Consider the following 22,903-nt stretch of genomic DNA (forward strand, 5'->3'; position numbering starts at 1 on the left):
TAACACTCCTTAGATTATTTGTCAGAAATTGAATCGATACCAGGTAATACTTTACCTTCTAGATATTCAAGTGAAGCACCACCACCAGTTGAGATGTGTGTTAGCTTGTCAGCAATACCCAAACTCTTAGCAGCAGCAGTTGAATCACCACCACCAACGATTGTTGTGGCACCTGTTAATTCGCCAAGTGCACGTCCAACTTCTAGTGTACCTTCAGCAAACTTGCTCATTTCGAATGCACCCATAGGTCCATTCCATACAACAGTCTTAGCATCCTTCAAAGTATCTTTGAACAATGCAACAGACTTAGGTCCAATATCAAGAGCCATTGCGTCATCAGGAATCTCAACATCTGAAGTTGTAATTGCTTCAGCGTCATTTGAGAATTCTTTTGCTACGATATGATCGATAGGAAGAACAATCTTGTCGCCTGCTTTTTGAAGGAGGTCTTTAGCAAGTTCAACTTTGTCTTCTTCGAACAACGACTTACCGATCTTGTGGCCTTGAGCAGCTAGGAATGTATATGCCATACCACCACCGATAATGATGTGGTCTGACTTAGGAATTAGATGTTCGATAACACCGATCTTATCTGAAACCTTTGCACCACCAAGGATTGTTACGAATGGATGTACAGGGTTGTCAACGGCATTACCTAAGAATTGAATTTCTTTTTCCATTAAGTATCCAGCAGCGACTGGCTTACCAGCAGCTTTCATAGCTGTTGAAATACCAACGTTTGATGCGTGGCTTCTGTGAGCTGTACCGAATGCGTCGTTGATAAATACGTCACCAAGTGATGCCCAGTATTCACCAAGTTTTGGATCATTCTTACTTTCGCGTTTACCGAAATCATTGTCGATATCTTGGAAACGTGTGTTTTCCATCAATAAGATGTCACCATCTTTTAATTCGCTGATAGCATCTTCAAGTTCTTTACCTTCGTTAGTTGGTACGAACTTAACTGATAGTCCACTTAATTCTTGTAATTTTTCAGCAACTGGCTTCAATGACAAAGCTTTCTTGTCTTCATCACTCTTGATTCTACCCAAGTGTGATAGCAAGATAACTTTTCCACCTTGTTCAGATACATATTTGATAGTAGGGATTGCGGCAACGATACGGTTTGTATCTCCGACAACACCATCTTTAATAGGAACGTTGAAATCTACACGCATAAGAACCTTTTTGTCTTTTACGTCAACGTCAGAAACAATAAGTTTGGCCATTAATAAATCCTCCAATGTTTTCCTAAAAAAAGGCGGAAGGAGTTATCCTCCCTCCGCCAATTTAAATCGCTAAATTAGGTTTTTAAATCCAGCTAAAAGCTAATCTAAAATTAGTCTAAGCTAGCAAATTTTTCAAGTGTACGAACCATTTGTGCAGTAAATCCTGATTCGTTGTCATACCATGCAACAGTCTTTACAACTTGGCCTTCACCTGAACCAACAACTTGTGTTTGTGTTGGGTCAAATACTGAACCAAATGATGTACCGATGATGTCTGATGATACGATTTCGTCATCGTTGTAACCGAATGAAGGGTTGTTTTCTGTATACTTCTTAACAGCAGCATTAACTTCGTCAACTGTAACTTCTTTGTCAAAAGTTGCAACTAATTCTGTTAGTGAACCTGTGATAACTGGTACACGTTGTGCATGTCCATCAAGTTTACCCTTAAGTTCTGGAACAACAAGACCAAGAGCCTTAGCAGCACCAGTTGAATGAGGGATGATGTTAGCAGCAGCAGCACGTGCAGCACGAACATTACCTTTACGTTCTGGACCATCTTGAAGCATTTGTGTAGCTGTGTATGCGTGAACTGTTGTCATTGTACCAGCTTTGATACCGAATTCTTTGTTAACGGCATTAGCTAATGGTGCAAGACAGTTTGTTGTACATGAACCAGCTGAAGCGATCTTAACGTCATTTGTAAGAATGTCGTCGTTAACACCGTAAACAACTGTAGGCATAGCACCTGATGGAGCTGAGATCAATACACGTTTTGCGCCAGCATCGATATGAGCTTGTGCTTTTTCTTCTGATGTATAGAAACCAGTACATTCAAGAACGATGTCAACACCGTCGTTGCCAACCCATTTAAGGTCTGCAGCGTTCATTTCAGCGTATACAGGAATGTTCTTTCCATCAACGTTGATTGCATTTTCTGTGGCACTGATCTTGTCTGACAAGAAGTTACCATGAGCTGTATCATACTTCAATAGATGTGCAAGCATTGCAGGTGATGTTAAATCGTTGATTGCAACAACTTCCAAATCAGTCTTTCCTTGTGATTGAAGATCAGCAATGCGACGGAATGCCAAACGACCGATACGTCCAAATCCATTAATACCAACTTTTGTAGTCATACAAAAATTCCTCCTTCAGGAAATTAAAAAATATATATTTTTAAGGATTATCCCTTAAAATCAGTTTTGAGGCACCTTCATCAGTAATTAGTATTGTGTGAGAAGGTGCGTTTTTCATATATGATTGAATCGCACTGGCCTTTCCAGACCCACCAGCGATCGCAATCACATACTTAATTCTATCAAGGTCCCGGACATGAAGTCCTATCCTAGGTACCTTGTAAACAAGTCTACCACTCTGATCGAAGAAATCACCAAACGCTTCGGAAACGGCTTGCCCTTCGGCAATCATTAACTTTTCGCTTCTTGATAAGTTTCTTCTATCAGCCATGATGCTTGCTGAGCCAACGCTATGAATCACTACATCACTCCTATATATTAAATCAAGAACTGACTTAATTGAAGTTTCTTTTTGAAGAGATTCGAAGCTTTTCTCACTAATATCTTCAGGAAGATACATTGCTCGATATTGGCCCTGTGTTTTCTCAGCCATTTCCGCACAAACACTATTGGCTTGAATCACTACGGACTCACCAACACCACCACGGGCGGGTAGGAAAACCAATCGACGGTTTTTTGACAAATCTGGTGATAGGTTCCTTGCCACTTTGGCTAGTGTACGACCACCAGTAACTGAGATGAACACTTCTCCATTCGGAAGAATTGAACCTAGTAATTGGTTCAATCTCCTTCCGAATGAATCAACTACACGTGGTTGTTTGTCAGCATTACCTGGTAAAACAATACAACGTGCAATTCCTAACTTCTGGCTGAGCTGTTTCTCCAGAAGCGCTGTACCTTGATAGTCGGCTAACATCTTACCAAGTTGGTCAGTTACGTGACCACCATGTCGTGTTAGTGACATACCAGACTTAGAAGAAGTAATTAAACCTTGCTTTCTAAGTAAATCTGTCTCCGTGCGCAAACTACGCTCGGTAACATCTAGATCATCAGCGAGAACTCTTCGTCCCACCGGCTCCACTAATGATATACGCTGAAGAATCATAAATCGCTTTTCCACAGTTTTAATGAAGTCTGGGGCAACTAGATCCAGCAATTCTAAATCTTCATTATTAGTCATTTGATATACTCCACGGGGCGAGATACGTCCCTGTATGTCTTAATACGACCCATATACTCAAAAAATAATAGCTCAGTCGAACCATCACTCTCCTAAGCACACTGATTATTATAAACCGTCTTGATTATTTTTCAAGCTATTTGATCGAAAATAACGCACATTTGTGAAAGTTTTTTTGAGATTACTTTACCCTCACTATTCTTTACTATAGACGAATTGTCGCCAATAGTGAAGTAAAACGATTTCACTATTATTTCTTTTGGAACTGAATTAATATTTTAAAAGTTAATTTACTTTTATGGTATAAGTGCGATAAAATTAATTTATATTGCATTGCGCTGTTAGTGTAATGGATCGCACGCAGGATTCCGGTTCCTGAAATACGGGTTCGACTCCCGTATAGCGCATTTAATACGTCAAATAGTCTCCAAACTAATGCAACTACGAAAAACATCGCTAATCTTAATTGATTGGCGATGTTTTTTGAATTCAAATTGCTGCACTGATTTCCTTAGTGTATTTCTCTAAATCTCCACGTTCATTAACTAGTTCAACCACTGCACTGCCGATGATGATTCCATCAGCGATCTCAGACAAGTCTCTAGCTTGTTGGGTTGAATGGATACCAAAGCCAATCGCTATTGGTACATCAGTATATTTTCTAGTTTCTTCTATTGTATGACCCAATTCTCTTGAGAAGTCCTCACGCTTACCTGTCACGCCGATCGAGGACACCATGTAGATGAATCCTTTTGCTTGTTTAGCAATCTTCTCGATTCGTTGACCTGAAGTTGGTGCAATTAATTGGATCAATGAAATATCGCATTGATCTGCATACTCTGATAAGTCACCTTGTTCTTCTAGTGGTAAGTCCGGAATGACTAATCCACTAATATCTAATTCTGCGCATTTTTTACAAAATTCTTCATAGCCATATTTAAAGACAACGTTAGTATAAGTTAAGAAGATCATAGGTACATTCGTTGATTCTCTAACTTTAGCAACAATATCGAAGACTACATCTGTATTAACACCTGCATCAAAGGCTCTCAAATCTGCGGCTTGTATTATGGGACCATCAGCAACAGGGTCTGAGAATGGAATCCCTAATTCGATAATATCAGCACCGTTCTCAGCCAAAGTCAAAATATTTTTTACCGTTGTATCAAAATCAGGATCGTCAGCGACTACGAATGGAATAAAAGCTTTTTTATTTTGGAAAACCTCTTGTAATTTATTCATCAATATCTCTCCCTCTGTATTTAGCAATTGCGGCAACATCTTTATCTCCACGTCCTGATAAGGTACAAATAATAATTTTATCTTTTGACATTGTTGGAGCTAATTTTTGAACATAAGCCACGGCATGACAACTCTCGATGGCGGCAATGATTCCTTCAGTTTTTGCAATATATTCGAAGGCATTGACTGCTTCGTCATCAGTGATACCCACGTATTGAGCGCGTTTCGTGATTGCCAAGTGTGCGTGTTCTGGTCCTACACCGGGATAATCTAATCCAGCTGAGATCGAGTAAACTTTGTCGATTTGACCATCTTTGTCTTGCAAGAATAATGACTTCATCCCATGAAAGATTCCAGTTGATCCACGTTCGATCGTAGCTGCAGTTTGATCAGTATCAACACCCTTACCTGCGGCCTCACAACCGATCAAGTCGACCTCTTCGTCATCGATATATTCCGCAAAACTACCAATAGCATTACTTCCACCACCGACACAGGCGACCACGGCATCTGGTAAGCGTCCTTCTTCATCCAGGATTTGTTGCTTGGATTCCTTACTGATCACACTTTGGAAATCGTGAACCATCTCTGGAAACGGATATGGTCCCACGGCAGAACCCATTACATAAAAGGTGTCTTCGATACGTTGAGTCCATGCTTGCAAGGCGGCATTAACGGCATCCTTCAAAACCATGGAACCCGTAGTTACTGGATGAACTTTGGCACCAAGTAATTCCATTCGATAGACGTTTAGTTTTTGGCGATCTGTATCGAGCTTACCCATGTAGATCTCACATTCCATACCAAACAATGCGGCAATAGTGGCTGTGGCGACACCGTGTTGACCTGCGCCTGTTTCAGCGATCAAACGTGTCTTACCCATTCTTTTTGCGATCAATGCTTGACCGATAACGTTATTTATCTTGTGTGCACCAGTGTGATTCAAATCTTCACGTTTGAAATAAATTTTAGCTCCACCTAAATCTTCAGTCATATTCTTGGCATAATATAAAAGTGAAGGACGATTGGCATAGTCGCTCAATAAAGTATGTAGTTCATCCAAGAAGTCAGGATCATCTTTGTATTTGTCATAAGCATCTGAAACTTCATTCAGTGCTGTCATTAGTGTCTCAGGAATAAATTGTCCGCCAAATTCACCGTAGTAACGTGACTTTGGATCTGTCTTTTGCATTTCTTTCATAGTTATTCTCCTTAGAATTGATGTACTTCATTTACGATTTGTTTTATTTTTAATGGATCTTTTTGATTGTTAGATTCAACTCCACGGGAGACATCGATTATCTTTGGCCCTGCTTGTTGAATTGCTTGATTTACATTAGTAGGATCGATCGCTCCAGCTAGAATGTCCGGCGTTACTGGCAAAGATTGCCAATCCAACACTTGTCCATCCCCTGCCCCACTATCGATCATCAAATAGTCAGCGTCGGTTTTAACGACCTTATCTCGAGGTAACTTATAGACTTGAATTACTTTGATGTCGTGATTGTGGAGTATCGTCACTGTTTCTTCTGATTCCCTGCCATGAAGCTGTACTATGGATATTGCTCCACTTTTTACGATTTTTAACATCTCTGTCATTGATTCATCAACGAAGACCCCGACACTAGGAATATTGCTATTGAGTTCGGCTCGTAATTTTAAGGCTTGTTCCAGATCAACATGGTGTCTCCCTTTAGCGAAGACGAATCCAGCAAAATCAGCACTGGCACGATTGACTGCTTGGACATCTTTTTCAGTCATCAATCCACAAATTTTTACTTTGGTCATAAGCTACACTTCTTTGAATTTATTGATCAAGTCGATTTTTTTATCCGACTTCATAAAAGTCTCTCCTATCAAGACTTCATTAACCTTAGCTTCCTTGAGTAATTTAATATCGGCTGTAGTTTTTATCCCACTCTCTGCAACGAATGGAATACTCGTTGGCACTAGTGGTCTTAGATTCAAACTGTTTTGTAAATCGACAGTGAAATCTTTAAGATTACGATTGTTAACGCCGATGATCTTAGCTCCAGCATCCAGAGCAATTTTTAGTTCAGATTCAGAATGGACTTCTACGATTGCGGCCAAGTCTAGTTCGTCAGCTAATTGTTGATAGGCTCTCAGTTGTTCTGGCGTCAGGATTGCGGTTATTAGTAGGATTATACTTGCGCCAGCAAATTTAGCTTGATAAATCATATATGGGTCAATCACGAAGTCTTTTCTGAGGACTGGTAGATCAACCTCGTTAGCGACATCTTTTAGATACTGTAGCTTGCCATTGAAATACTTAGGTTCAGTCAACACTGAGATGGCGTCTACTCCAGCAGCTTGATAGTCTGTAGCAATTTTTAAATATGGAAATTCTTCAACGATCGTACCTTTAGATGGGGACGATTTTTTTATTTCACCAATAAAACCCATCTCTGGTTCTAAAAATTTCTTTATTATACGTTGAACATTTCCAGAATATTTTTCATTTTGAATCCTAGTTTTTGTGGCTGAAACCAAGTCATCCAAGATCATGCGACTAAGCCAACCTTTGTCAACGAAACGAAACGGTCTAATTGTCGTTTAGCAGCACCGTTGTCAATCGCCTCTCGCGCCATTTCAATACCATCAGCAATGCTTACTTCCGGTCTAGCAGTGTGGATCGCTACCCCAGAATTTAACAAGACTACATCTCGTCTAGCATCTCTAGCACCGTCCAAAATATCACGAGTGATCAGAGCATTCTCAGCTGGCGTGCCACCTATTACATCTGATTTATAGCAACGATTGATTCCAAACTCTTCTGGAGTGATTTCGTATTTCTTGATTTTTCCATCAATTATTTCAGCAATCGTGGTTGGAGCTGAGGCTGAAACTTCATCGAATCCGTCTTGTCCATGAACGACGGTCGCATTCTTGATCCCTAATTGATTCAAAACCTTAGCCATTGGTTCGACTAGTGATTCATCATAAACACCTAAAACTTGTGAAGTCGCATGAGCTGGATTAGCTAGCGGGCCTAAGATATTGAATAACGTTCTAATTCCTAATTCCTTACGAATCGGTGCAACGTACTTCATTGCCTTGTGATATTCTTGAGCGAATAAGAAGCAGATCCCGATTTCTTTCAAGACCGCTTGGCTCTTTTCAGGGTCGATATTGATATTGATTCCTAACGCTTCCAAGACATCAGCTGCTCCACTCTTGGAACTAGCGGCACGATTACCATGTTTAGCTACTGGGATACCAGTTGCTGAAACTACTAATGCTGAGGTAGTGGAAATGTTGAAGGAGTTGGAATGATCACCACCAGTTCCGACGATTTCAAGGACTGGTTCATCTATTTCAAATTTTAAAGCATGGGCTCTCATTGCATCGGCTGCCCCAGCAATTTCTTCAACAGTTTCTTTTCGTAGTGACAAAGCTGTCAAAAAACTAGATATTTGAACAGGCGTTGTTTTACCACTCATGATTTCGTCGATCACTTGGTTAGTTTCTTCAAAATTCAAGTCGGATCCGTTTACTAATTTTTTAATGGCACTTTCAATTTTTGTATTTTCTTGCATGATGATTCCTCCAATTTAGTTTGTTGCATCTAAACCAAATTGATTGAACCATCGCTTTCCGGGATTTTGTATCATGGACTTATCTTCCTTTTCCAAATAGACTACAAAAAAATCCGTCCATAAACTTGATTAGAAGTTTAAGGACGGATTTACCGCGGTGCCACCTTATTTTAATAGACTGATAGTGTATGCAAAAACAGTTAACACTACAATCCATTACTCTTAGCGAAGGGCTATCACCCTCCCGACAACTTACGTATGCCTAACGTTTCTCTGTACTAATTCGATTTATACAATCAAATATTCGAAAGAACCCTCGATGGTCCATTTAACTACCTGCGTTTGGTTACACTCTCAGCAATGGTAACTCTCTGTGCATGCACAATAGTCTTGATCTCCATCTCATCGGTTTATGGACGAATTTGTTTTGTTGTTTATGAGAATAAGACTGTTTAATAGTTTTGTCAACTACAAAATTTGATTTTTTTTAATTTAATTAATCATTTTCACTCTTCATCTTCAGAATAAACATAATGATCATTGCCTAGTAACTCAATGATACGAGGAAGATCCTTCCCCAAAACTACCATGGTCCGATCTGGTCGACCGGGAGCAAAAACTAATTTTTCTTTACTATAAAGTTCTTCATCTACGATCAATGGCACGTCACTTGGATAGCCAAATGGTGAAACGGCACCCGGTTTTTGTCCCGTTTGTGCTTCCATGTCTTCCGATGAGACAATCGATAGCTTTTCACCGACAACACGTTTGAGTAGTTTAAAGTCAGTCCGCTTGGTCGTAAATGTTATTAAAACAAAATTACGGCCGTCTTTACCCTTCAAGAATAAACTCTTTGTTTCTGTACCAGTAAAACCTTTTTCGGATTTTACCACGAGAGCATCCTCGTTAGTATAGATGGCCCGATGTTCGTACAGTTCATAATAAATATCTTCGGCTTTAAATTTATCTGCTAGATTAATAATTTCCATAGTTATCCCTCCAAGTATTGTGAAATTTTTGTGCCGTATTGTAGGCATTTAAATAGACAAATTCACAATATACCAGTTATACTGTAACCGATTTCATTAGTTATTAATATAACAAAAATTGGAGGATTTATCATGTCGATTAAAAACGTAACTATAGCTGGTAGTGGTGTACTAGGAAGTCAAATCGCGTTTCAAACTGCATTCCGTGGATACAACGTTACGATTTACGATATTAACGATACGGTAATTTCAAAAGCCAAGGATAGGATCCATGGCTTGGTTGATACATATAAACAAGAAGTCAAAGGTCAGTCGGATCACCTTTCAGTCTTTTTAAGAAATGGTGTTTATGAGAGCACCATCCTACCTAATCTGAAGGATACCCTTATCCGTGACTTGACTACTTCAAGAAAGAACGCTGAAGCTGTTCCTGCAAGTATCAAATACTCCAGTGATCTTGCAGATGCAGTCAAGAATGCCGACTTGGTGATCGAAGCTATTCCTGAACGTATGGACATCAAGGAGAGCTACTACAAACAACTCAGTGAAGTAGCCGCACCAGAAACTATCTTTGCAACTAATACTTCTACCCTCTTACCAAGTCAGTTTGCAGAAGTAACTGGTCGTCCTGAAAAATTCTTAGCACTTCACTTTGCTAACGAAATTTGGAAGAACAATACTGCTGAAATTATGGGTACAAAGTGGACTGACCCAGAAATTTACGAAGAGATCGTAGACTTTGCTAAGGGGATTGGAATGATTCCAATCCAACTAAAGAAAGAACAACCAGGTTATGTACTCAATACATTATTAGTACCACTGCTAGACGCCGCTCAAATGTTACTAGCTAAGGGCATCGCTGACATCGAAACAGTCGACAAGACTTGGATGCTCGCAACCAAAGCTCCACTTGGACCATTCGGGATCCTTGATGTTGTTGGATTGAAGACGGCTTATGATATTACAGCCAGTGCGGCAGAGACCGACCCAGAATACAAACCATTGGCTGACATGATCAAGAATGATTATATCGACAAGGGCAAAATGGGTGTCGCTACTCAAGAAGGATTCTACAAATATCCTCATCCAGCATACTCACGTCCAGATTTCTTAGAATAATTCATAAGGTTGTCGATTGCGAAAACACGGTAATGAAGAAACTACCCAAAATCTGGTAGTTTCTTTTTTTACACTATAACCTAGCTGAAGTACCTCTGATCAATTTACCATCCGGTCAAACTTGTATTATTTTTCGATAAGTCGAATCACCAACAAAAAAATAAAACTTATGTAATAATAAAAAAGTTATAGCATAGATGGTATTTATTTTTATATTTCGAGGTTTGTTTGTTGACCCGATACTAATTCTATGCTAAATTAGCACTGTACTATTTAGAGTGCTAAAAAATAAAACAAGTGCTAATAATAATTAGGAGGCAGTTTATGTTAGTTCCTACAGTTATTGAACAAAGCTCACGTGGCGAACGTGCCTATGATATTTATTCAAGATTACTAAAAGATAGAATCATTATGTTATCAGGTGAAGTTAATAGTCAAATGGCTAATACAGTCATTGCTGAATTGCTATTCCTTGATGCTCAAGACTCAGACAAAGATATTTCAATGTATATCAACTCACCAGGTGGATCAGTTACTGATGGATTAGCTATCGTTGATACTATGAACTTCGTTAAATCAGACGTTCAAACGATCGCTACTGGATTGGCAGCATCAATGGGAAGTGTTATCTTGTCATCAGGAACAAAGGGCAAACGTTTTGCTCTTCCAAACTCAACTGTTCTTATTCACCAACCATTAGGCGGTGCTCAAGGACAACAAACTGAGATTGAAATAGCTGCTCAAGAAATTCTCAAGACTAGAAAGAGATTGAACCACATTTTGGCAGACAATTCTGGACAAACTTTTGAAAAACTTCAACAAGATACTGATCGTGATAACTACATGACAGCTCAAGAAGCCAAGGATTATGGTTTGATCGATGATATTATGACAAATAGTCAACCAAAATAATTGGTTAAAATAAGGTATAGTCGATATAATTCGACCATACCTTATTTTTTTACCTTTGCATATTCAATTCGACTTTACGATTTCTAATGATTGATTCCAGTTCTTCCAAATCTGACAAAGTTGACTTATTACGGATAAAACTCCTAGCAGACGATCTCATTGCAATATAATTAGCACGTTCACGATTGTTCCTGTGCCATTTTTCGTTCGCGCGTCTTTGCGCATCGCTTAATACCATGATACTAACCCCCTGATAATTGTCTACAAATATTATAGCGTTAATTTACTATATAGTTACTCAAATATTATAATTTAATTTTACAAAACTCGATACAGTTTCACTTATATTTTTTATACTATTCACTTATTAAAATAATAGTAATTATTTATACAATAGTTATTAATCAATAGACGTCTCGTCTGGGTTTCGACAAGGATCGCAATGGAATAATAATCTCAACTGGTTTATTCTAATCACTGGAGGTTAAAAATATGGATAATACTATTGATAGCACGCTCAAACGCAAACTCTTTATCATCACCTTATTGTCTGGAACATTCACCATGTCAATAAGTCAGTCATCACTGTCCACCGCGTACCCTACTTTGATGAAATACTTCGGTGTGACTGCACCTACTATCCAGTGGCTTACGACCGGTTTCATGTTGATCATGAGTATCATGATGCCGATCAGTCCTTGGTTACTTAACAACATCTCTTTCAAGAAGATATTTCTTGGAGTTGTGGGAATTTTTGCGATTGGAACATTAATAATCATCTTAGCTCAAAACTTTGCGATGGCAATGTTAGGCAGAGCACTTGAAGCTATCGGTGTGGGAATCTTATTTCCGTCGTTTCAATCGGTACTTATGACTATCACTCCTGAGGGCAATCGTGGTACTACGATGGGCTTCGCCGGGTTAGTCATGGGTTCCGCCCTAGCATCTGGTCCAATTATTTCAGGAATCGTTTTGAACTTTTTACAGTGGCAAGGTCTCTTTGTTATCTTCTTGCTGATAATGATCGTTATCTTTATCACCGGTTTGATTTACATCAAGGATGTCATGCCACGTCGGAAGGTCAAACTCGACGGTCTTTCTATTATTTATTTACTAGGTATCATCGGACTGTTATATGTCGTCAATCAGGCCGGTAGTCAGCATCACTTATCCACTGACTTAATAATATTATTGGCAATAAGTTTAATATTATCAGGATTGTTCATCCATCGTCAATTAACTAAGACCGACCCTCTGCTCGACCTAAAAGTCATGCGTAACTTCAATTTTGATCTATCGGTCTTGCTGACAGGTTTCTCATATATTTCTCTGATCGTCGTGACGATCATCTATCCACTCTATTACCAAAATATCTTACATACTTCTATCTTGGTTTCCGGTTTAGCACTAGTGCCACCAGCCATCTTGTTGAGTATTTTGAATCCTTTGACTGGCAAATTAGCTGACAAGATAGGTTTCAAAAAAACCTTAATATCAGGTATGTCAATGATCGTTATCGGTTGGATTTTGTTATTCGTACTAAATATGAGACTAGGTTTATTGCCAATGATCGTGATCGCAATGCTGATCGAGGGTGGGAATGCCTTCGTCATGATGCCAGCTACGACTTTAGGTGGTAATTCCTTGCCAGAGAATCTCATCCCCCATGGAACGGCGATTATCACGACTGTAAGACAATTACTAGGTTCGTTGGGTGTTTCACTCGCCACGTTGATCTTAGTAACAGCGAATCAAAACCACGGCTTATCAGCCAATCTCGGACTGGTTGGATATCATTATGTCTTCGGTTTCTTTTGTGCCATGGCAATTATCGGATTCATCTTTTCATTAATGATCAAAAATAAATCTTAATGTGATATCAAAAAAATCTGAGATTATTACTCAGATTTTTTTGTTTACAATTTTTTTACAGTCTTTTGTCCCGCTATTCTCGCTCTAGGATTGTATTAGAAGTATAATTAAATTCTGGATTAATATTATGGAGGAATTTATGGATACTCAGAGCCGCATTAACAAACGAACTGTTTGTACTATTTTGTTATTCTTTATTTCATTATTTGGTTGGATGTTCTGGCAATTTCACTTTAACTTTATGATCTCTGGTAGCGACACCTTTTTCCACACTCAAAGGGTTTACGAAATAAGACAAGCTTTTCTCAGTGGAAACTTACCTGGGTGGTTAAATTTTGACACCTTCTTCTCAGCTGGACAAGCTGTGAACGGTATGTATCCTGACTTCACCCTCTGGCCTTTTGTCTTTATCACTAATAACTTATCACCGATCCATCAAGTGATCGCGATAAAAGTCTTGATCGCAGCTCTGACCTATCTTGTGACATTCTTGTCACTAAACAAACGCTATAATAGTTTCAACTCAAGCATGGCCGCTATCATCTTCACCTATTCTGGAGCTGTTTTGCGAGACATTACCACAGAATTTCAACCCGGCACTGCAATTGTACTAGCCTTTGCATTCCCTATATTATTTACATTCAAAAATATTATCGAAAGTAAAAGAATAGATTATATTTTAGCAATCAAACTAGGATTATTGATGACGATCGTTATCAATTCGCACTTGCTCAGTGCCGTAGCGCTGTCATTGATTGCCGGCATCTTCTTGATAGTAAAATCTATCAAAGACCGGACGATAATGCCTTGGGTCAATCTGATCCTCGCTGGAGCTATCACTGTCATCCTCTGTCTGCCAGTGATTTATCGAATCTGGACTATCTCAAAGACAGGCTTGCTACCACCGTTTGGCAGAGGCAATATCATAGCCGACCCACTTACGTTATTATTCGCAAATTCCAAGTGGAACGCCCGTGTCGCCTTTTCCACACTCTCACTGATACTACTCCTTATTACCTTGGTTGGATTTGACAGAGTAAAAATCAAATCCCTAGCCCCATGGCTATTGATCGAAACATTATTAATAGTACTGAGCACCGACCTAACACCTTGGTCGCTCTTCAATCACGTTCCTATCATCAACAACTTCCAAGAATCTAGTTGGAGGTTTGCTCTCTTCCTAGGTGTCATCCCTATCGTCTTGTTACTGGATAATTTCAAAGAACAGACGAGTAAATATATTTTGCTGATACTCTCTGTCCTGTCTATTTCAGCATCACTACAAATCACGACTAATTATGTTTATAATCACGGCAAGGATCTACCCATCGTAACGGATATTTCCAGTGACAAAATCGGTTTGAACGATGATGTTAAATTAACTTCGAGTGGGATCAATAGCGAGACGATTCAACGTACCTTGATCCCGGATTATGCACCGGAAAAAGTTTCTCTAGAACCTAATAGCAATGGTCAGTCATTGTCAGCTGAAATTAAGACCAAATTGATCAACCATTGGGCAACGCAAAACAAGCATCAAATCCCGTTGAAAAAAATCGCCTCTAATACTAATAGCGTCAGTTATCGTGCACGGAATATTCAGCAAGGTGATCTTGAATTGCCTGTCTTCGGTTATTCATCATTGAATTACATCATCACTGTCAATGGCAAAACCATCAAATGGACTACTGACGAAAATGGTTTCTTGGCGATTCATAATACTAAAAAGATCAAAGAAGCGGATATCTTAATAATCAGCACTCATTCGCACTGGTATCCATATATGATTTGGATAGCATTAGTGTTGTTCTTATCATTATGCGGGTATCTTATTTACAAAAAATTTCATATTTAACCTAAAAGAACTAGATCACTCAATCAGAGTAATCTAGTTCTTTTTATACGGCTTCTTCAGCCAATTGATTTAATTTTCGTAATCTGTGATTGATCCCAGACTTAGAGATGGCACCACTGGGAACCATATCTCCTAATTCTTTTAGCGAAACTTCTGGGTTCTCAAGTCGCAATACCGCGATTTCTCGTAATTTCTCAGGTAAGGAATCTAATCCCACCGTACTCTGTAGATGCTTGATATTCTCAACTTGACGTTCAGCCGCAGCCACAGTCTTGTTGATATTAGCGTTTTCACAGTTGACTAGTCGATTGACTGAGTTACGCATGTCACGCACGATTCGAATATCCTCAAACTTCAGCATCGCATTGGTTGCACCGACGACTTGTAAGAAGTCAGCGATTTTTTCAGCCTCTTTCAAGTATACGATGTAGCCATTGCGACGTTGAGTCACTCGTGCATTCAGATTGAAGTGATTCATCATCTGTGCCACGTCCTCGTTATGAGACTCATAGAGTGAATAAATCTCCAAGTGATACCTAGATGTTTCAGGGTTGTTAACACTTCCAGTGGCTAAGAAAGCTCCACGAAGATAGGAACGCATGCGTTGGTCCTCATCTAAGATATCTTCTGGCACATCCGTATTGATCGACAACCCCGTCTCATCCAATATACCTAGATCTTTTAAGACTTTTTCAGTGTCATATTTTAGTCGAACAAGATATTGATTGTTCTTCTTTAATTTCATTTTTTTACGAACCAATAGTTCTGATTCCATCCCGTAGCGCAATTTAATTAGTGAAAAAATCCTACGAGCAATCGCAGGATTCTCTGTTTGTGCTGTCAAAACAAAATGATGATTTTGTATACTTAGTGAGCCATTCATTCTCAACAGAGCTGACAACTCAACACGTGCATGTTCAGGATGGACTTCCAAACTAGTGAGTTCTTTCTTTACTTCACTTGCATAAGAAGCCACTAACGTCTCACCTCATTTTTTCTATTTCCAGATTGAAATGCTAAATTCAAAATTTCACGACCAATTTTTTTGCCATCGTGAAAGGCCCCATTATCGTGGAGCGACAAGAAGTCGTCTTGGATCACCCGACATCCCATTTTTCGTAATGATAAGAAGTCTGGCTTAACTTGACTGACATATTCATCGTATTTCTTGTGATCCATATAGCCATCAGGTATATCGCGTGTATTGACTAATACGGTGTCAACAAAATTACCACCGAGATGTTCATTCAAAACATTAACGTGATCTGCATCGGTAAAGCCTTCGGTTTCACCGATCTGTGTCATGATATTACAAATATATACGACTTCGGCTGGTGTCTGACGTACTGCCTCACCGAGATCACTGATCATCAAGTTAGGCAAGATACTAGTAAACAAACTACCCGGTCCTAATACGACGACATCAGCCTGCATGATCGAAGCTACCACTGGTAACAGCGACTTAGGTGTTTGGTCTGGATTGTCTGAATTAGTGACCCATACCCGCTTAACATGCTTACCCGAATGCGTTATTTCATGTTCACCAGACAGTGTCGTTCCATCTGTGAATTCGGCATTCAAAGTCAATTTGGTATTGCTGGCAGGAAATACTCTACCATCAACACGCATCATTTTGGATAATTCTTGTACAGCGTCAAAGATATTAGGTGACATTTCTGATAAAGCGGCAATGATCAAGTTGCCGATCGCATGACCGGAAAAGAAATCATCGTCACTATTAAAACGATATTGAAAAACATCCAAGTCTACCTTTGGTAGATCTGAAAGTGATGCTAAAACGTTTCGAATGTCCCCAGGTGGTACGACGTTGATGTAATCTCTCAATACACCAGACGATCCGCCATCATCCGCTACGGTCACGATTGCCGTGATATCAGCATCTTTGTTTCTCAAACTATTTAATACAACTGGCAAGCCAGTTCCCCCACCTATAACAACAACTTTTGGTCGACGTCCCTTGACGACACGAACTATCCTATTTGTTGGCATGTTCAATTACCTTCTTTTGAGATTTTTCCATATCACGGTGTGTAATATCGACGTGGTAGTTATCATTAAGATCTGTTCCTAGACGTTGAGCAATCGCAACTGATCGATGTTGTCCACCAGTACAACCGATGGCGATCGTCAAGCTAGTCTTGCCCTCCTTCTCGTATCCGGGAATTATGCTCTTCAATAAATCAGATAGTTTTTGATAAAAACTTTCAGTCGTGGGATCGTCCATGACATAGTCATAGACAGGTTTATCCATTCCCGTCTTAGTCTTCAAACTATCAACATAAAAAGGATTCTTTAAGAATCTGACATCCATCACAATATCTGCATCGATCGGTAAGCCATACTTAAAACCAAATGACATTACCTCAATGTGAAATTTTGGAGTGCCTTCGTTTTCTTGGAAATTATCAAAAATCTCCTCACGAAGTTGGCGCGGTGTCAAATCGGTCGTATCAATCTCAACTTGCGCGCGACTTCTGATCTCAGATAGTATTTCACGTTCTTTTTGAATACCATCGAGCAGACGGCCTTCCATGGCAAGTGGATGACTACGACGAGTCTCCTTATAACGCGAGACCAATTCTTCATCAGAAGCATTCAAGAACAATATTTTCATATCGACTTGTTGTTTCTTTTCTTGTTCATCCTCTTCTACTTTAGAAACCATCGAAAAAATTTCATCGTAAAAATCGCGTGAACGTATATCAACAACTAATGCTACTTTATTGATTTTTCCTGATTCATGAACTAGCTCCCAAAATTTAGGAAGAAGATTTGGTGGCATATTATCAATACAAAAATATCCTAAATCTTCAAAGGACTGCATTGCTACGGTCTTACCGGCACCACTCATACCGGTCACAATTACTAAACTAAGCGTGTCTTTTGACATAGTGCACCTCGCATTCAGATATTAGCATAACACAACGGGCCTGGTGTGTCATTTTTATAATAATAAAAAATCGACCATTTCTGATCGACTTTATTATTTTTTAGATTTTTCTTCTGCTTCGACGGTCCGTTTTTTATCTCGTTCCAAAACTGGTTTCAAATATTGACCAGTATAACTCTCTTTGACTTCACAAATATCTTCTGGTGTTCCAGTAGCGACGACTTGTCCGCCACCTTCTCCACCTTCAGGGCCTAGGTCAATCACCCAGTCAGATGATTTGATGACATCGAGGTTGTGTTCAATTACTAACACAGTATTGCCTTCATCGACTAAACGTTGCAAGACCCCTAATAGTCGCTTGATATCGTCAGTATGCAATCCAGTCGTAGGCTCGTCTAAGATATAGAAATTATGCCCGGCCGACTTCTTATACAGCTCTGAGGCTAATTTCATACGTTGGGCTTCACCACCAGATAGCTGTGTAGCTGATTGTCCCATGGAAACATAGCCCAAACCAACGTCAACGATCGTCTGCAGTTTGCGCCTGATCTTTGGAATATTATTGAAGAAATCTAATGCATCCTCAACTTTCATATCCAAAACTTCAGCGATATTCTTGCCCTTATAAGTGACTTCTAGTGTTTCCGAATTATAACGTGTTCCATGACAGACTTCGCAAGGAACATAGACGTCAGGCAAAAAGTTCATTTCGATTTTGATTATTCCATCACCGTGGCAGTTTTCACAACGACCACCTTTAACATTGAATGAGAATCTGCCCTTCTTATATCCACGAAGTTTGGCTTCATTGGTTTGAGCAAATAAATCACGAATGTCGTCAAAAACCCCTGTATACGTGGCTGGATTACTTCTTGGTGTCCGTCCGATCGGACTCTGATCGATAGCAATCATTTTTTCCAGCTTGTCGTAGCCAGTGATTTTCTTGTATTTACCCGGTTTGTGAGAATTACGATTCATTTTTTGTGCTAAGGCACGTTTCAAAATAGTATTGACCAGCGTTGACTTACCAGAGCCCGATACACCGGTGACAGAGATGAATTTTCCCAATGGGAATTTTACATCAATCTGCTTGAGGTTATTTTCTGCAGCACCAAAGACTTCCACATAGTCACCACTACCGGCTTTTCGTTCCAGTGGAACGGGAATGAACTTTTTGCCTGATAAATACTGACCCGTCAGCGATTTGGCACTACGCATGACTTGCTTGGGAGTTCCAGCAGCAACAATCTCTCCGCCTTTTTCACCAGCTCCCGGTCCTACGTCGATCAAGTAGTCGGCTGACAACATAGTATCTTCGTCATGTTCCACTACGATCAAGGTATTACCGAGATCACGCATCTTCTTCAATGAACTGATCAAGCGATTATTATCACGCTGATGTAAACCGATCGATGGTTCATCGAGAATATACATAACACCTGATAAGTTAGAACCTATCTGTGTTGCCAAGCGGATTCGTTGCGCTTCACCACCAGACAAGGTTCCTGCAGAACGTGACAGCGTCAAATAATCCAAGCCCACGTTGATCAAGAAAGTCAAACGATCCTTGACTTCCTTTAAGATCGGCTTAGCAATAACTGTATTTTGTTCACCTAATGTGATCTCCTTGAAAAATGGCAGTTCATCTTTGATCGACATATTCGAAACATCAGCGATATCTTGACCTTCGACCTTAACGGCTAGAGCTTGACGATTCAATCTCTTACCGTGACAGACTGGACAAGTCAGTTCTGTCATATACTTACGCATTACTTCGCGAGTAAAGTCACTGTTAGTTTCGTGGTAACGACGATCTATATTGGGAATGACACCTTCAAATGGCACATCGACATCGCGAACATTACCAAAATCATTCTCATAATGGAAGTGGAAATCCTTGCCGCCTGATCCATACAGAACAATATCTCTAGCTTCATCAGATAGCTTCTCAAATGGTGTATCCATATCGATCTTGAATTCCTTACAGGCTTGTTCCAACATTTGAGGATAATATTGTGAACTGATCGGATTCCAAGGGATGATCGCACCCTCAGCTAAGGTCTTTGATTGGTCAGGTACCACAAGGTCAATATCTACTTCCAATTTGATACCCAGGCCATCACAGTTATCACAGGCTCCAAAGGGGGCATTGAAAGAGAACAAACGTGGCTCTAACTCGCCAACTGTGAAACCACATAGTGGACAGGCATTTTTTTCAGAGAAGACCATCATATCCTGACCGATCACATCGACATTCATGTAGCCGTCTGACAAACGCAAAGCTGCTTCGACAGAATCAAATAAACGTGACTTGATGTGGTCATTGATAACGATTCTATCGACAATAACATCAATATCATGCTTTTTATTCTTGTCTAATTTGATATCTTCACTGATATCATGAATTTCACCATCGACTCTAACTCTGACATAACCTTGTTTTTGAATTTGTGCAAAAGCTTTTTTATGTTGTCCTTTTTTGGCTCTGATAACTGGTGAAAGAACTTGTAGTTTAGTCTTTTCATCGAGTTTTAAGATGGCATCTACCATCTGTTGTGCTGATTGACTGGTGATCACTGTGCCGTCGTTTGGACAGATCGGTGTACCCACTCGCGCCCACAACAAACGCAAATAATCATTGATCTCCGTCACTGTTCCGACGGTTGAACGCGGGTTCTTAGAAGTAGTCTTCTGGTCGATCGAAATAGCTGGACTCAAGCCATCGATTGAATCAACATCAGGTTTGTCCATCTGTCCTAAGAATTGACGAGCATAGGAGGAGAGACTTTCGACATAGCGACGTTGACCTTCAGCGTACAAAGTATCAAATGCTAAGGAACTCTTTCCCGAGCCAGATAATCCGGTCATAACTACTAACTTATCACGTGGAATCGTCACATCAATATCCTTTAAATTGTGTGCTCGTGCTCCGTGAATAACAATTTTATCATTTAACATCTATTTCATTTCCGCCTTCAAATCTAGGATTGTATCACGCAAATTGGCAGCGGCTTCGAAGTCTAGTTTCTTGGCTGCAGCTTCCATTTGTTCTTGTAAATTATCAAGTAATTCTTTTTGTTCTTTTTTAGACATATCTTCAAACTTCAGATCATCATCGATCTTTTCGGATTCTGAAGCTGTATTATCGACCTTTTGGAACATAGAAATCGCATCACGAATCGGTTTGACGATAGTCTTAGGTGTGATTCCATGTTCTTCATTGAATTTTTCTTGTAGTTCACGACGATGAGACGTCTTGGAAATAGCAGCTTGCATGGAATCGGTGATACCATCAGCGTACATGATGACCTTACCGTTCTCATTTCTAGAAGCACGTCCAATGATCTGAATCAACGAGCGTTCAGCACGTAAAAAGCCTTCCTTATCAGCATCCAAAATAGCAATCAAGGAAACTTCAGGAACATCGATTCCCTCACGAAGCAAATTGATCCCGATCAAAACGTCGAATTTTCCTAAACGCAGGTCACGGATTATCTTCGTACGTTCCAATGTCTTGACATCACTGTGCAAATATCTAACTTTGATCCCTAAGTCCTTGAAGTAATCTGTCAGATCTTCTGCCATCTTCTTAGTCAAAGTCGTCACGAAGACACGCTCGTGTTTTTCGATACGGTCATTTATCTCACCCACTAAGTCGTCGATCTGACCCATGATTGGACGTACTTCGATCTTAGGATCCAATAGACCAGTCGGACGAATGATCTGCGTAGCGACATGTTTGGTGCGTTCCAATTCGTATGGACCTGGAGTAGCTGAGACGTACAAAATACGATTGACATGCTCTTCAAATTCTTCCAATTTTAGAGGACGGTTGTCCAAGGCACTAGGAAGTCTGAATCCGTAGTCTACCAGCATTTCTTTTCTGGCACGGTCACCATTATACATCCCTCGGACTTGTGGCATAGTAACGTGCGATTCATCGATCATGATGTTGAAGTCCTTGGGGAAGAAGTCGATCAGCGTGAATGGTGGTTCACCTTCAGCACGTCCTTCCATATGACGTGAGTAGTTCTCGATGCCAGATGTATACCCCATCTCACGCATCATCTCAATATCATACTCAGTCCGTTGTTTGATTCGCTGTGCCTCAAGAAGCTTGCCCTCTTTGGTAAACTTAGCGACCTGTGTGTCCATTTCTTTTTGAATTCGATCCAGCGCATCTTCCATCTTTGAATCACTGATCATGAAGTGAGTTGCTGGGAAAATACCAATATGATCCATCTGTCCTTTGATCTCACCTGTTAAGGCATCCATCTCAATGATACGATCGATCTCCTCACCAAAAAACTCCACACGAATAGCGTTATCATCACGTGAAGCTGGGAAAATATCCACAACATCCCCACGTACACGAAAACGTCCACGTTGAAAGTCGATATCATTACGTTCGAATTGGTTATCGACTAACTTCTCAAGTAATTGGTCACGTCCGATCTGTTGACCCACTCGTAGAGAAATAATACTGTCCGCATATTCTCTAGGATCACCCAAACCAAAGATACATGAAACTGAAGCGACCACAATCACATCATTACGCTCTAACAAAGAACTGGTAGCTGAGTGACGTAACTTATCAATCTCATCGTTGATACTCGAATCCTTCTCGATATAAGTATCACTCGATGGCACATAAGCCTCCGGTTGATAGTAATCATAGTAACTGACAAAATATTCGACTGCGTTATTAGGAAAGAATTCCTTGAATTCTCCATACAACTGTCCAGCCAAAGTCTTATTGTGAGAAATGATCAAAGTTGGTTTGTTCAAGTTCTGAATGACATTTGCCATTGTAAAAGTCTTACCTGTACCAGTGGCACCCTCAAGTATAACTTCCTTATCTCCAGCTTTGAAATCATTAGTGATCTTATCGATCGCTTGTTGCTGATCCCCCGCTGGTGAATACTTTGAAACTAAATCAAACTTATTATCGTCCACTCTATCTATCAAATATTCATCCTCCATAAAGCTAAAAAAAG

19 protein-coding genes and 1 tRNA gene are annotated in these 22,903 nt (G+C 39.9%); 5 read left to right on the plus strand and 15 right to left on the minus strand.

All coding sequences use genetic code 11. The features are described from left to right. Positions 1-14 precede the first annotated feature (14 nt). From AC27FM_RS11225 to AC27FM_RS11235, 3 genes are all read right to left on the minus strand, one after another. Positions 15-1,229: a phosphoglycerate kinase gene (locus AC27FM_RS11225; RefSeq protein WP_487088353.1), complete on the minus strand. Its 1,215-nt coding sequence runs from the start codon at positions 1,227-1,229 to the stop codon at positions 15-17. Positions 1,230-1,339: 110 nt separating this feature from the next. Further along, entirely contained in the window at positions 1,340-2,368 is a 1,029-nt protein-coding gene (gene gap / locus AC27FM_RS11230) for a type I glyceraldehyde-3-phosphate dehydrogenase (protein WP_487088355.1), read from the minus strand. Positions 2,369-2,408: 40 nt separating this feature from the next. Continuing rightward, positions 2,409-3,449 carry a sugar-binding transcriptional regulator gene (locus tag AC27FM_RS11235; protein WP_487088357.1) on the minus strand — a complete coding sequence of 347 codons (1,041 nt, stop codon included), beginning with the start codon at positions 3,447-3,449 and terminating at the stop codon, positions 2,409-2,411. A 335-nt stretch (positions 3,450-3,784) separates the two neighbouring features. Here AC27FM_RS11235 and AC27FM_RS11240 point away from each other — a divergent pair. Next, positions 3,785-3,856: transfer RNA gene (locus AC27FM_RS11240), tRNA-Arg, on the plus strand. A gap of 82 nt (positions 3,857-3,938) precedes the next feature. On the opposite strand, the gene trpA is transcribed toward AC27FM_RS11240, so the two are convergent. The 6 genes from trpA to AC27FM_RS11270 all read right to left on the minus strand — a co-directional run bounded on the left by trpA (position 3,939) and on the right by AC27FM_RS11270 (position 9,231). Next, positions 3,939-4,691, minus strand: coding sequence for a tryptophan synthase subunit alpha (gene trpA / locus AC27FM_RS11245; protein WP_487088359.1), 753 nt, complete (start codon positions 4,689-4,691; stop codon positions 3,939-3,941). Then, positions 4,684-5,892, minus strand: a complete 1,209-nt coding sequence (gene trpB, locus AC27FM_RS11250) for a tryptophan synthase subunit beta (protein ID WP_487088361.1) — start codon at positions 5,890-5,892, stop codon at positions 4,684-4,686. The genes trpA and trpB overlap by 8 nt, the downstream gene beginning before the upstream one ends. Before the next feature lie 11 nt (positions 5,893-5,903). Continuing rightward, a complete protein-coding gene (locus AC27FM_RS11255) occupies positions 5,904-6,479 on the minus strand; it encodes a phosphoribosylanthranilate isomerase (protein WP_487088363.1) in 576 nt (191 codons plus the stop codon). Positions 6,480-6,482: 3 nt separating this feature from the next. Continuing rightward, on the minus strand, positions 6,483-7,217 hold the full coding sequence (trpC, locus tag AC27FM_RS11260) for an indole-3-glycerol phosphate synthase TrpC (RefSeq protein ID WP_487088365.1): 735 nt from the start codon (positions 7,215-7,217) through the stop codon (positions 6,483-6,485). Next, entirely contained in the window at positions 7,214-8,248 is a 1,035-nt protein-coding gene (gene trpD / locus AC27FM_RS11265) for an anthranilate phosphoribosyltransferase (protein WP_487088367.1), read from the minus strand. The genes trpC and trpD overlap by 4 nt, the downstream gene beginning before the upstream one ends. Before the next feature lie 506 nt (positions 8,249-8,754). Beyond that, positions 8,755-9,231, minus strand: a complete 477-nt coding sequence (locus AC27FM_RS11270; RefSeq protein ID WP_487088558.1) for a YbaK/EbsC family protein — start codon at positions 9,229-9,231, stop codon at positions 8,755-8,757. 138 nt (positions 9,232-9,369) lie between these two features. Here AC27FM_RS11270 and AC27FM_RS11275 point away from each other — a divergent pair, with 138 nt between their 5' ends. Beyond that, positions 9,370-10,356 (plus strand): 3-hydroxyacyl-CoA dehydrogenase, encoded by a 987-nt coding sequence (locus tag AC27FM_RS11275; protein WP_487088369.1) that lies wholly within the window; start codon positions 9,370-9,372, stop codon positions 10,354-10,356. Positions 10,357-10,680: 324 nt separating this feature from the next. After that, positions 10,681-11,268, plus strand: a complete 588-nt coding sequence (locus AC27FM_RS11280; protein ID WP_487088371.1) for an ATP-dependent Clp protease proteolytic subunit — start codon at positions 10,681-10,683, stop codon at positions 11,266-11,268. 49 nt (positions 11,269-11,317) lie between these two features. Here the strand turns inward: AC27FM_RS11280 and AC27FM_RS11285 are convergent, their stop codons facing one another. Continuing rightward, entirely contained in the window at positions 11,318-11,506 is a 189-nt protein-coding gene (locus AC27FM_RS11285) for a hypothetical protein (protein WP_487088373.1), read from the minus strand. 254 nt (positions 11,507-11,760) lie between these two features. Between AC27FM_RS11285 and AC27FM_RS11290 the strand changes: the two genes are divergently transcribed. Both AC27FM_RS11290 and AC27FM_RS11295 read left to right on the plus strand, forming a co-directional pair. After that, complete coding sequence (locus tag AC27FM_RS11290; protein ID WP_487088375.1) at positions 11,761-13,140, plus strand: DHA2 family efflux MFS transporter permease subunit; 1,380 nt, start codon at positions 11,761-11,763, stop codon at positions 13,138-13,140. Between the two features lie 139 nt (positions 13,141-13,279). Beyond that, positions 13,280-14,995 (plus strand): hypothetical protein, encoded by a 1,716-nt coding sequence (locus AC27FM_RS11295; protein WP_487088377.1) that lies wholly within the window; start codon positions 13,280-13,282, stop codon positions 14,993-14,995. Positions 14,996-15,038: 43 nt separating this feature from the next. Here the strand turns inward: AC27FM_RS11295 and whiA are convergent, their stop codons facing one another. The 5 genes from whiA to uvrB all read right to left on the minus strand — a co-directional run bounded on the left by whiA (position 15,039) and on the right by uvrB (position 22,874). Continuing rightward, complete coding sequence (gene whiA / locus AC27FM_RS11300; protein WP_487088379.1) at positions 15,039-15,971, minus strand: DNA-binding protein WhiA; 933 nt, start codon at positions 15,969-15,971, stop codon at positions 15,039-15,041. Then, on the minus strand, positions 15,971-17,005 hold the full coding sequence (locus AC27FM_RS11305; RefSeq protein WP_487088381.1) for a gluconeogenesis factor YvcK family protein: 1,035 nt from the start codon (positions 17,003-17,005) through the stop codon (positions 15,971-15,973). The genes whiA and AC27FM_RS11305 overlap by 1 nt, the downstream gene beginning before the upstream one ends. Continuing rightward, positions 16,992-17,906, minus strand: coding sequence for an RNase adapter RapZ (rapZ, locus tag AC27FM_RS11310; protein ID WP_487088383.1), 915 nt, complete (start codon positions 17,904-17,906; stop codon positions 16,992-16,994). The genes AC27FM_RS11305 and rapZ overlap by 14 nt, the downstream gene beginning before the upstream one ends. A gap of 93 nt (positions 17,907-17,999) precedes the next feature. Then, positions 18,000-20,864: an excinuclease ABC subunit UvrA gene (gene uvrA / locus AC27FM_RS11315; RefSeq protein WP_487088385.1), complete on the minus strand. Its 2,865-nt coding sequence runs from the start codon at positions 20,862-20,864 to the stop codon at positions 18,000-18,002. Further along, positions 20,865-22,874, minus strand: coding sequence for an excinuclease ABC subunit UvrB (gene uvrB, locus AC27FM_RS11320; protein WP_487088387.1), 2,010 nt, complete (start codon positions 22,872-22,874; stop codon positions 20,865-20,867). Positions 22,875-22,903: the final 29 nt, after the last annotated feature.

It is taken from the genome of Companilactobacillus sp. y65-5 (assembly GCF_057541095.1).

Excerpts from the sequence above, each read along its gene's own strand:
- AC27FM_RS11225 (WP_487088353.1), bottom strand. The coding sequence starts at position 1,229 with ATGGCCAAACTTATTGTTTCTGACGTTGACGTAAAAGACAAAAAGGTT.
- trpC (WP_487088365.1), bottom strand. The coding sequence starts at position 7,217 with ATGATCTTGGATGACTTGGTTTCAGCCACAAAAACTAGGATTCAAAAT.
- rapZ (WP_487088383.1), bottom strand. The coding sequence starts at position 17,906 with ATGTCAAAAGACACGCTTAGTTTAGTAATTGTGACCGGTATGAGTGGT.
- AC27FM_RS11285 (WP_487088373.1), bottom strand. The coding sequence starts at position 11,506 with ATGGTATTAAGCGATGCGCAAAGACGCGCGAACGAAAAATGGCACAGG.
- trpD (WP_487088367.1), bottom strand. The coding sequence starts at position 8,248 with ATGCAAGAAAATACAAAAATTGAAAGTGCCATTAAAAAATTAGTAAAC.
- gap (WP_487088355.1), bottom strand. The coding sequence starts at position 2,368 with ATGACTACAAAAGTTGGTATTAATGGATTTGGACGTATCGGTCGTTTG.
- AC27FM_RS11305 (WP_487088381.1), bottom strand. The coding sequence starts at position 17,005 with ATGCCAACAAATAGGATAGTTCGTGTCGTCAAGGGACGTCGACCAAAA.
- trpA (WP_487088359.1), bottom strand. The coding sequence starts at position 4,691 with ATGAATAAATTACAAGAGGTTTTCCAAAATAAAAAAGCTTTTATTCCA.
- AC27FM_RS11295 (WP_487088377.1), top strand. The coding sequence starts at position 13,280 with ATGGATACTCAGAGCCGCATTAACAAACGAACTGTTTGTACTATTTTG.
- trpB (WP_487088361.1), bottom strand. The coding sequence starts at position 5,892 with ATGAAAGAAATGCAAAAGACAGATCCAAAGTCACGTTACTACGGTGAA.
- AC27FM_RS11290 (WP_487088375.1), top strand. The coding sequence starts at position 11,761 with ATGGATAATACTATTGATAGCACGCTCAAACGCAAACTCTTTATCATC.
- AC27FM_RS11255 (WP_487088363.1), bottom strand. The coding sequence starts at position 6,479 with ATGACCAAAGTAAAAATTTGTGGATTGATGACTGAAAAAGATGTCCAA.
- AC27FM_RS11280 (WP_487088371.1), top strand. The coding sequence starts at position 10,681 with ATGTTAGTTCCTACAGTTATTGAACAAAGCTCACGTGGCGAACGTGCC.
- AC27FM_RS11235 (WP_487088357.1), bottom strand. The coding sequence starts at position 3,449 with ATGACTAATAATGAAGATTTAGAATTGCTGGATCTAGTTGCCCCAGAC.
- uvrA (WP_487088385.1), bottom strand. The coding sequence starts at position 20,864 with ATGTTAAATGATAAAATTGTTATTCACGGAGCACGAGCACACAATTTA.
- AC27FM_RS11275 (WP_487088369.1), top strand. The coding sequence starts at position 9,370 with ATGTCGATTAAAAACGTAACTATAGCTGGTAGTGGTGTACTAGGAAGT.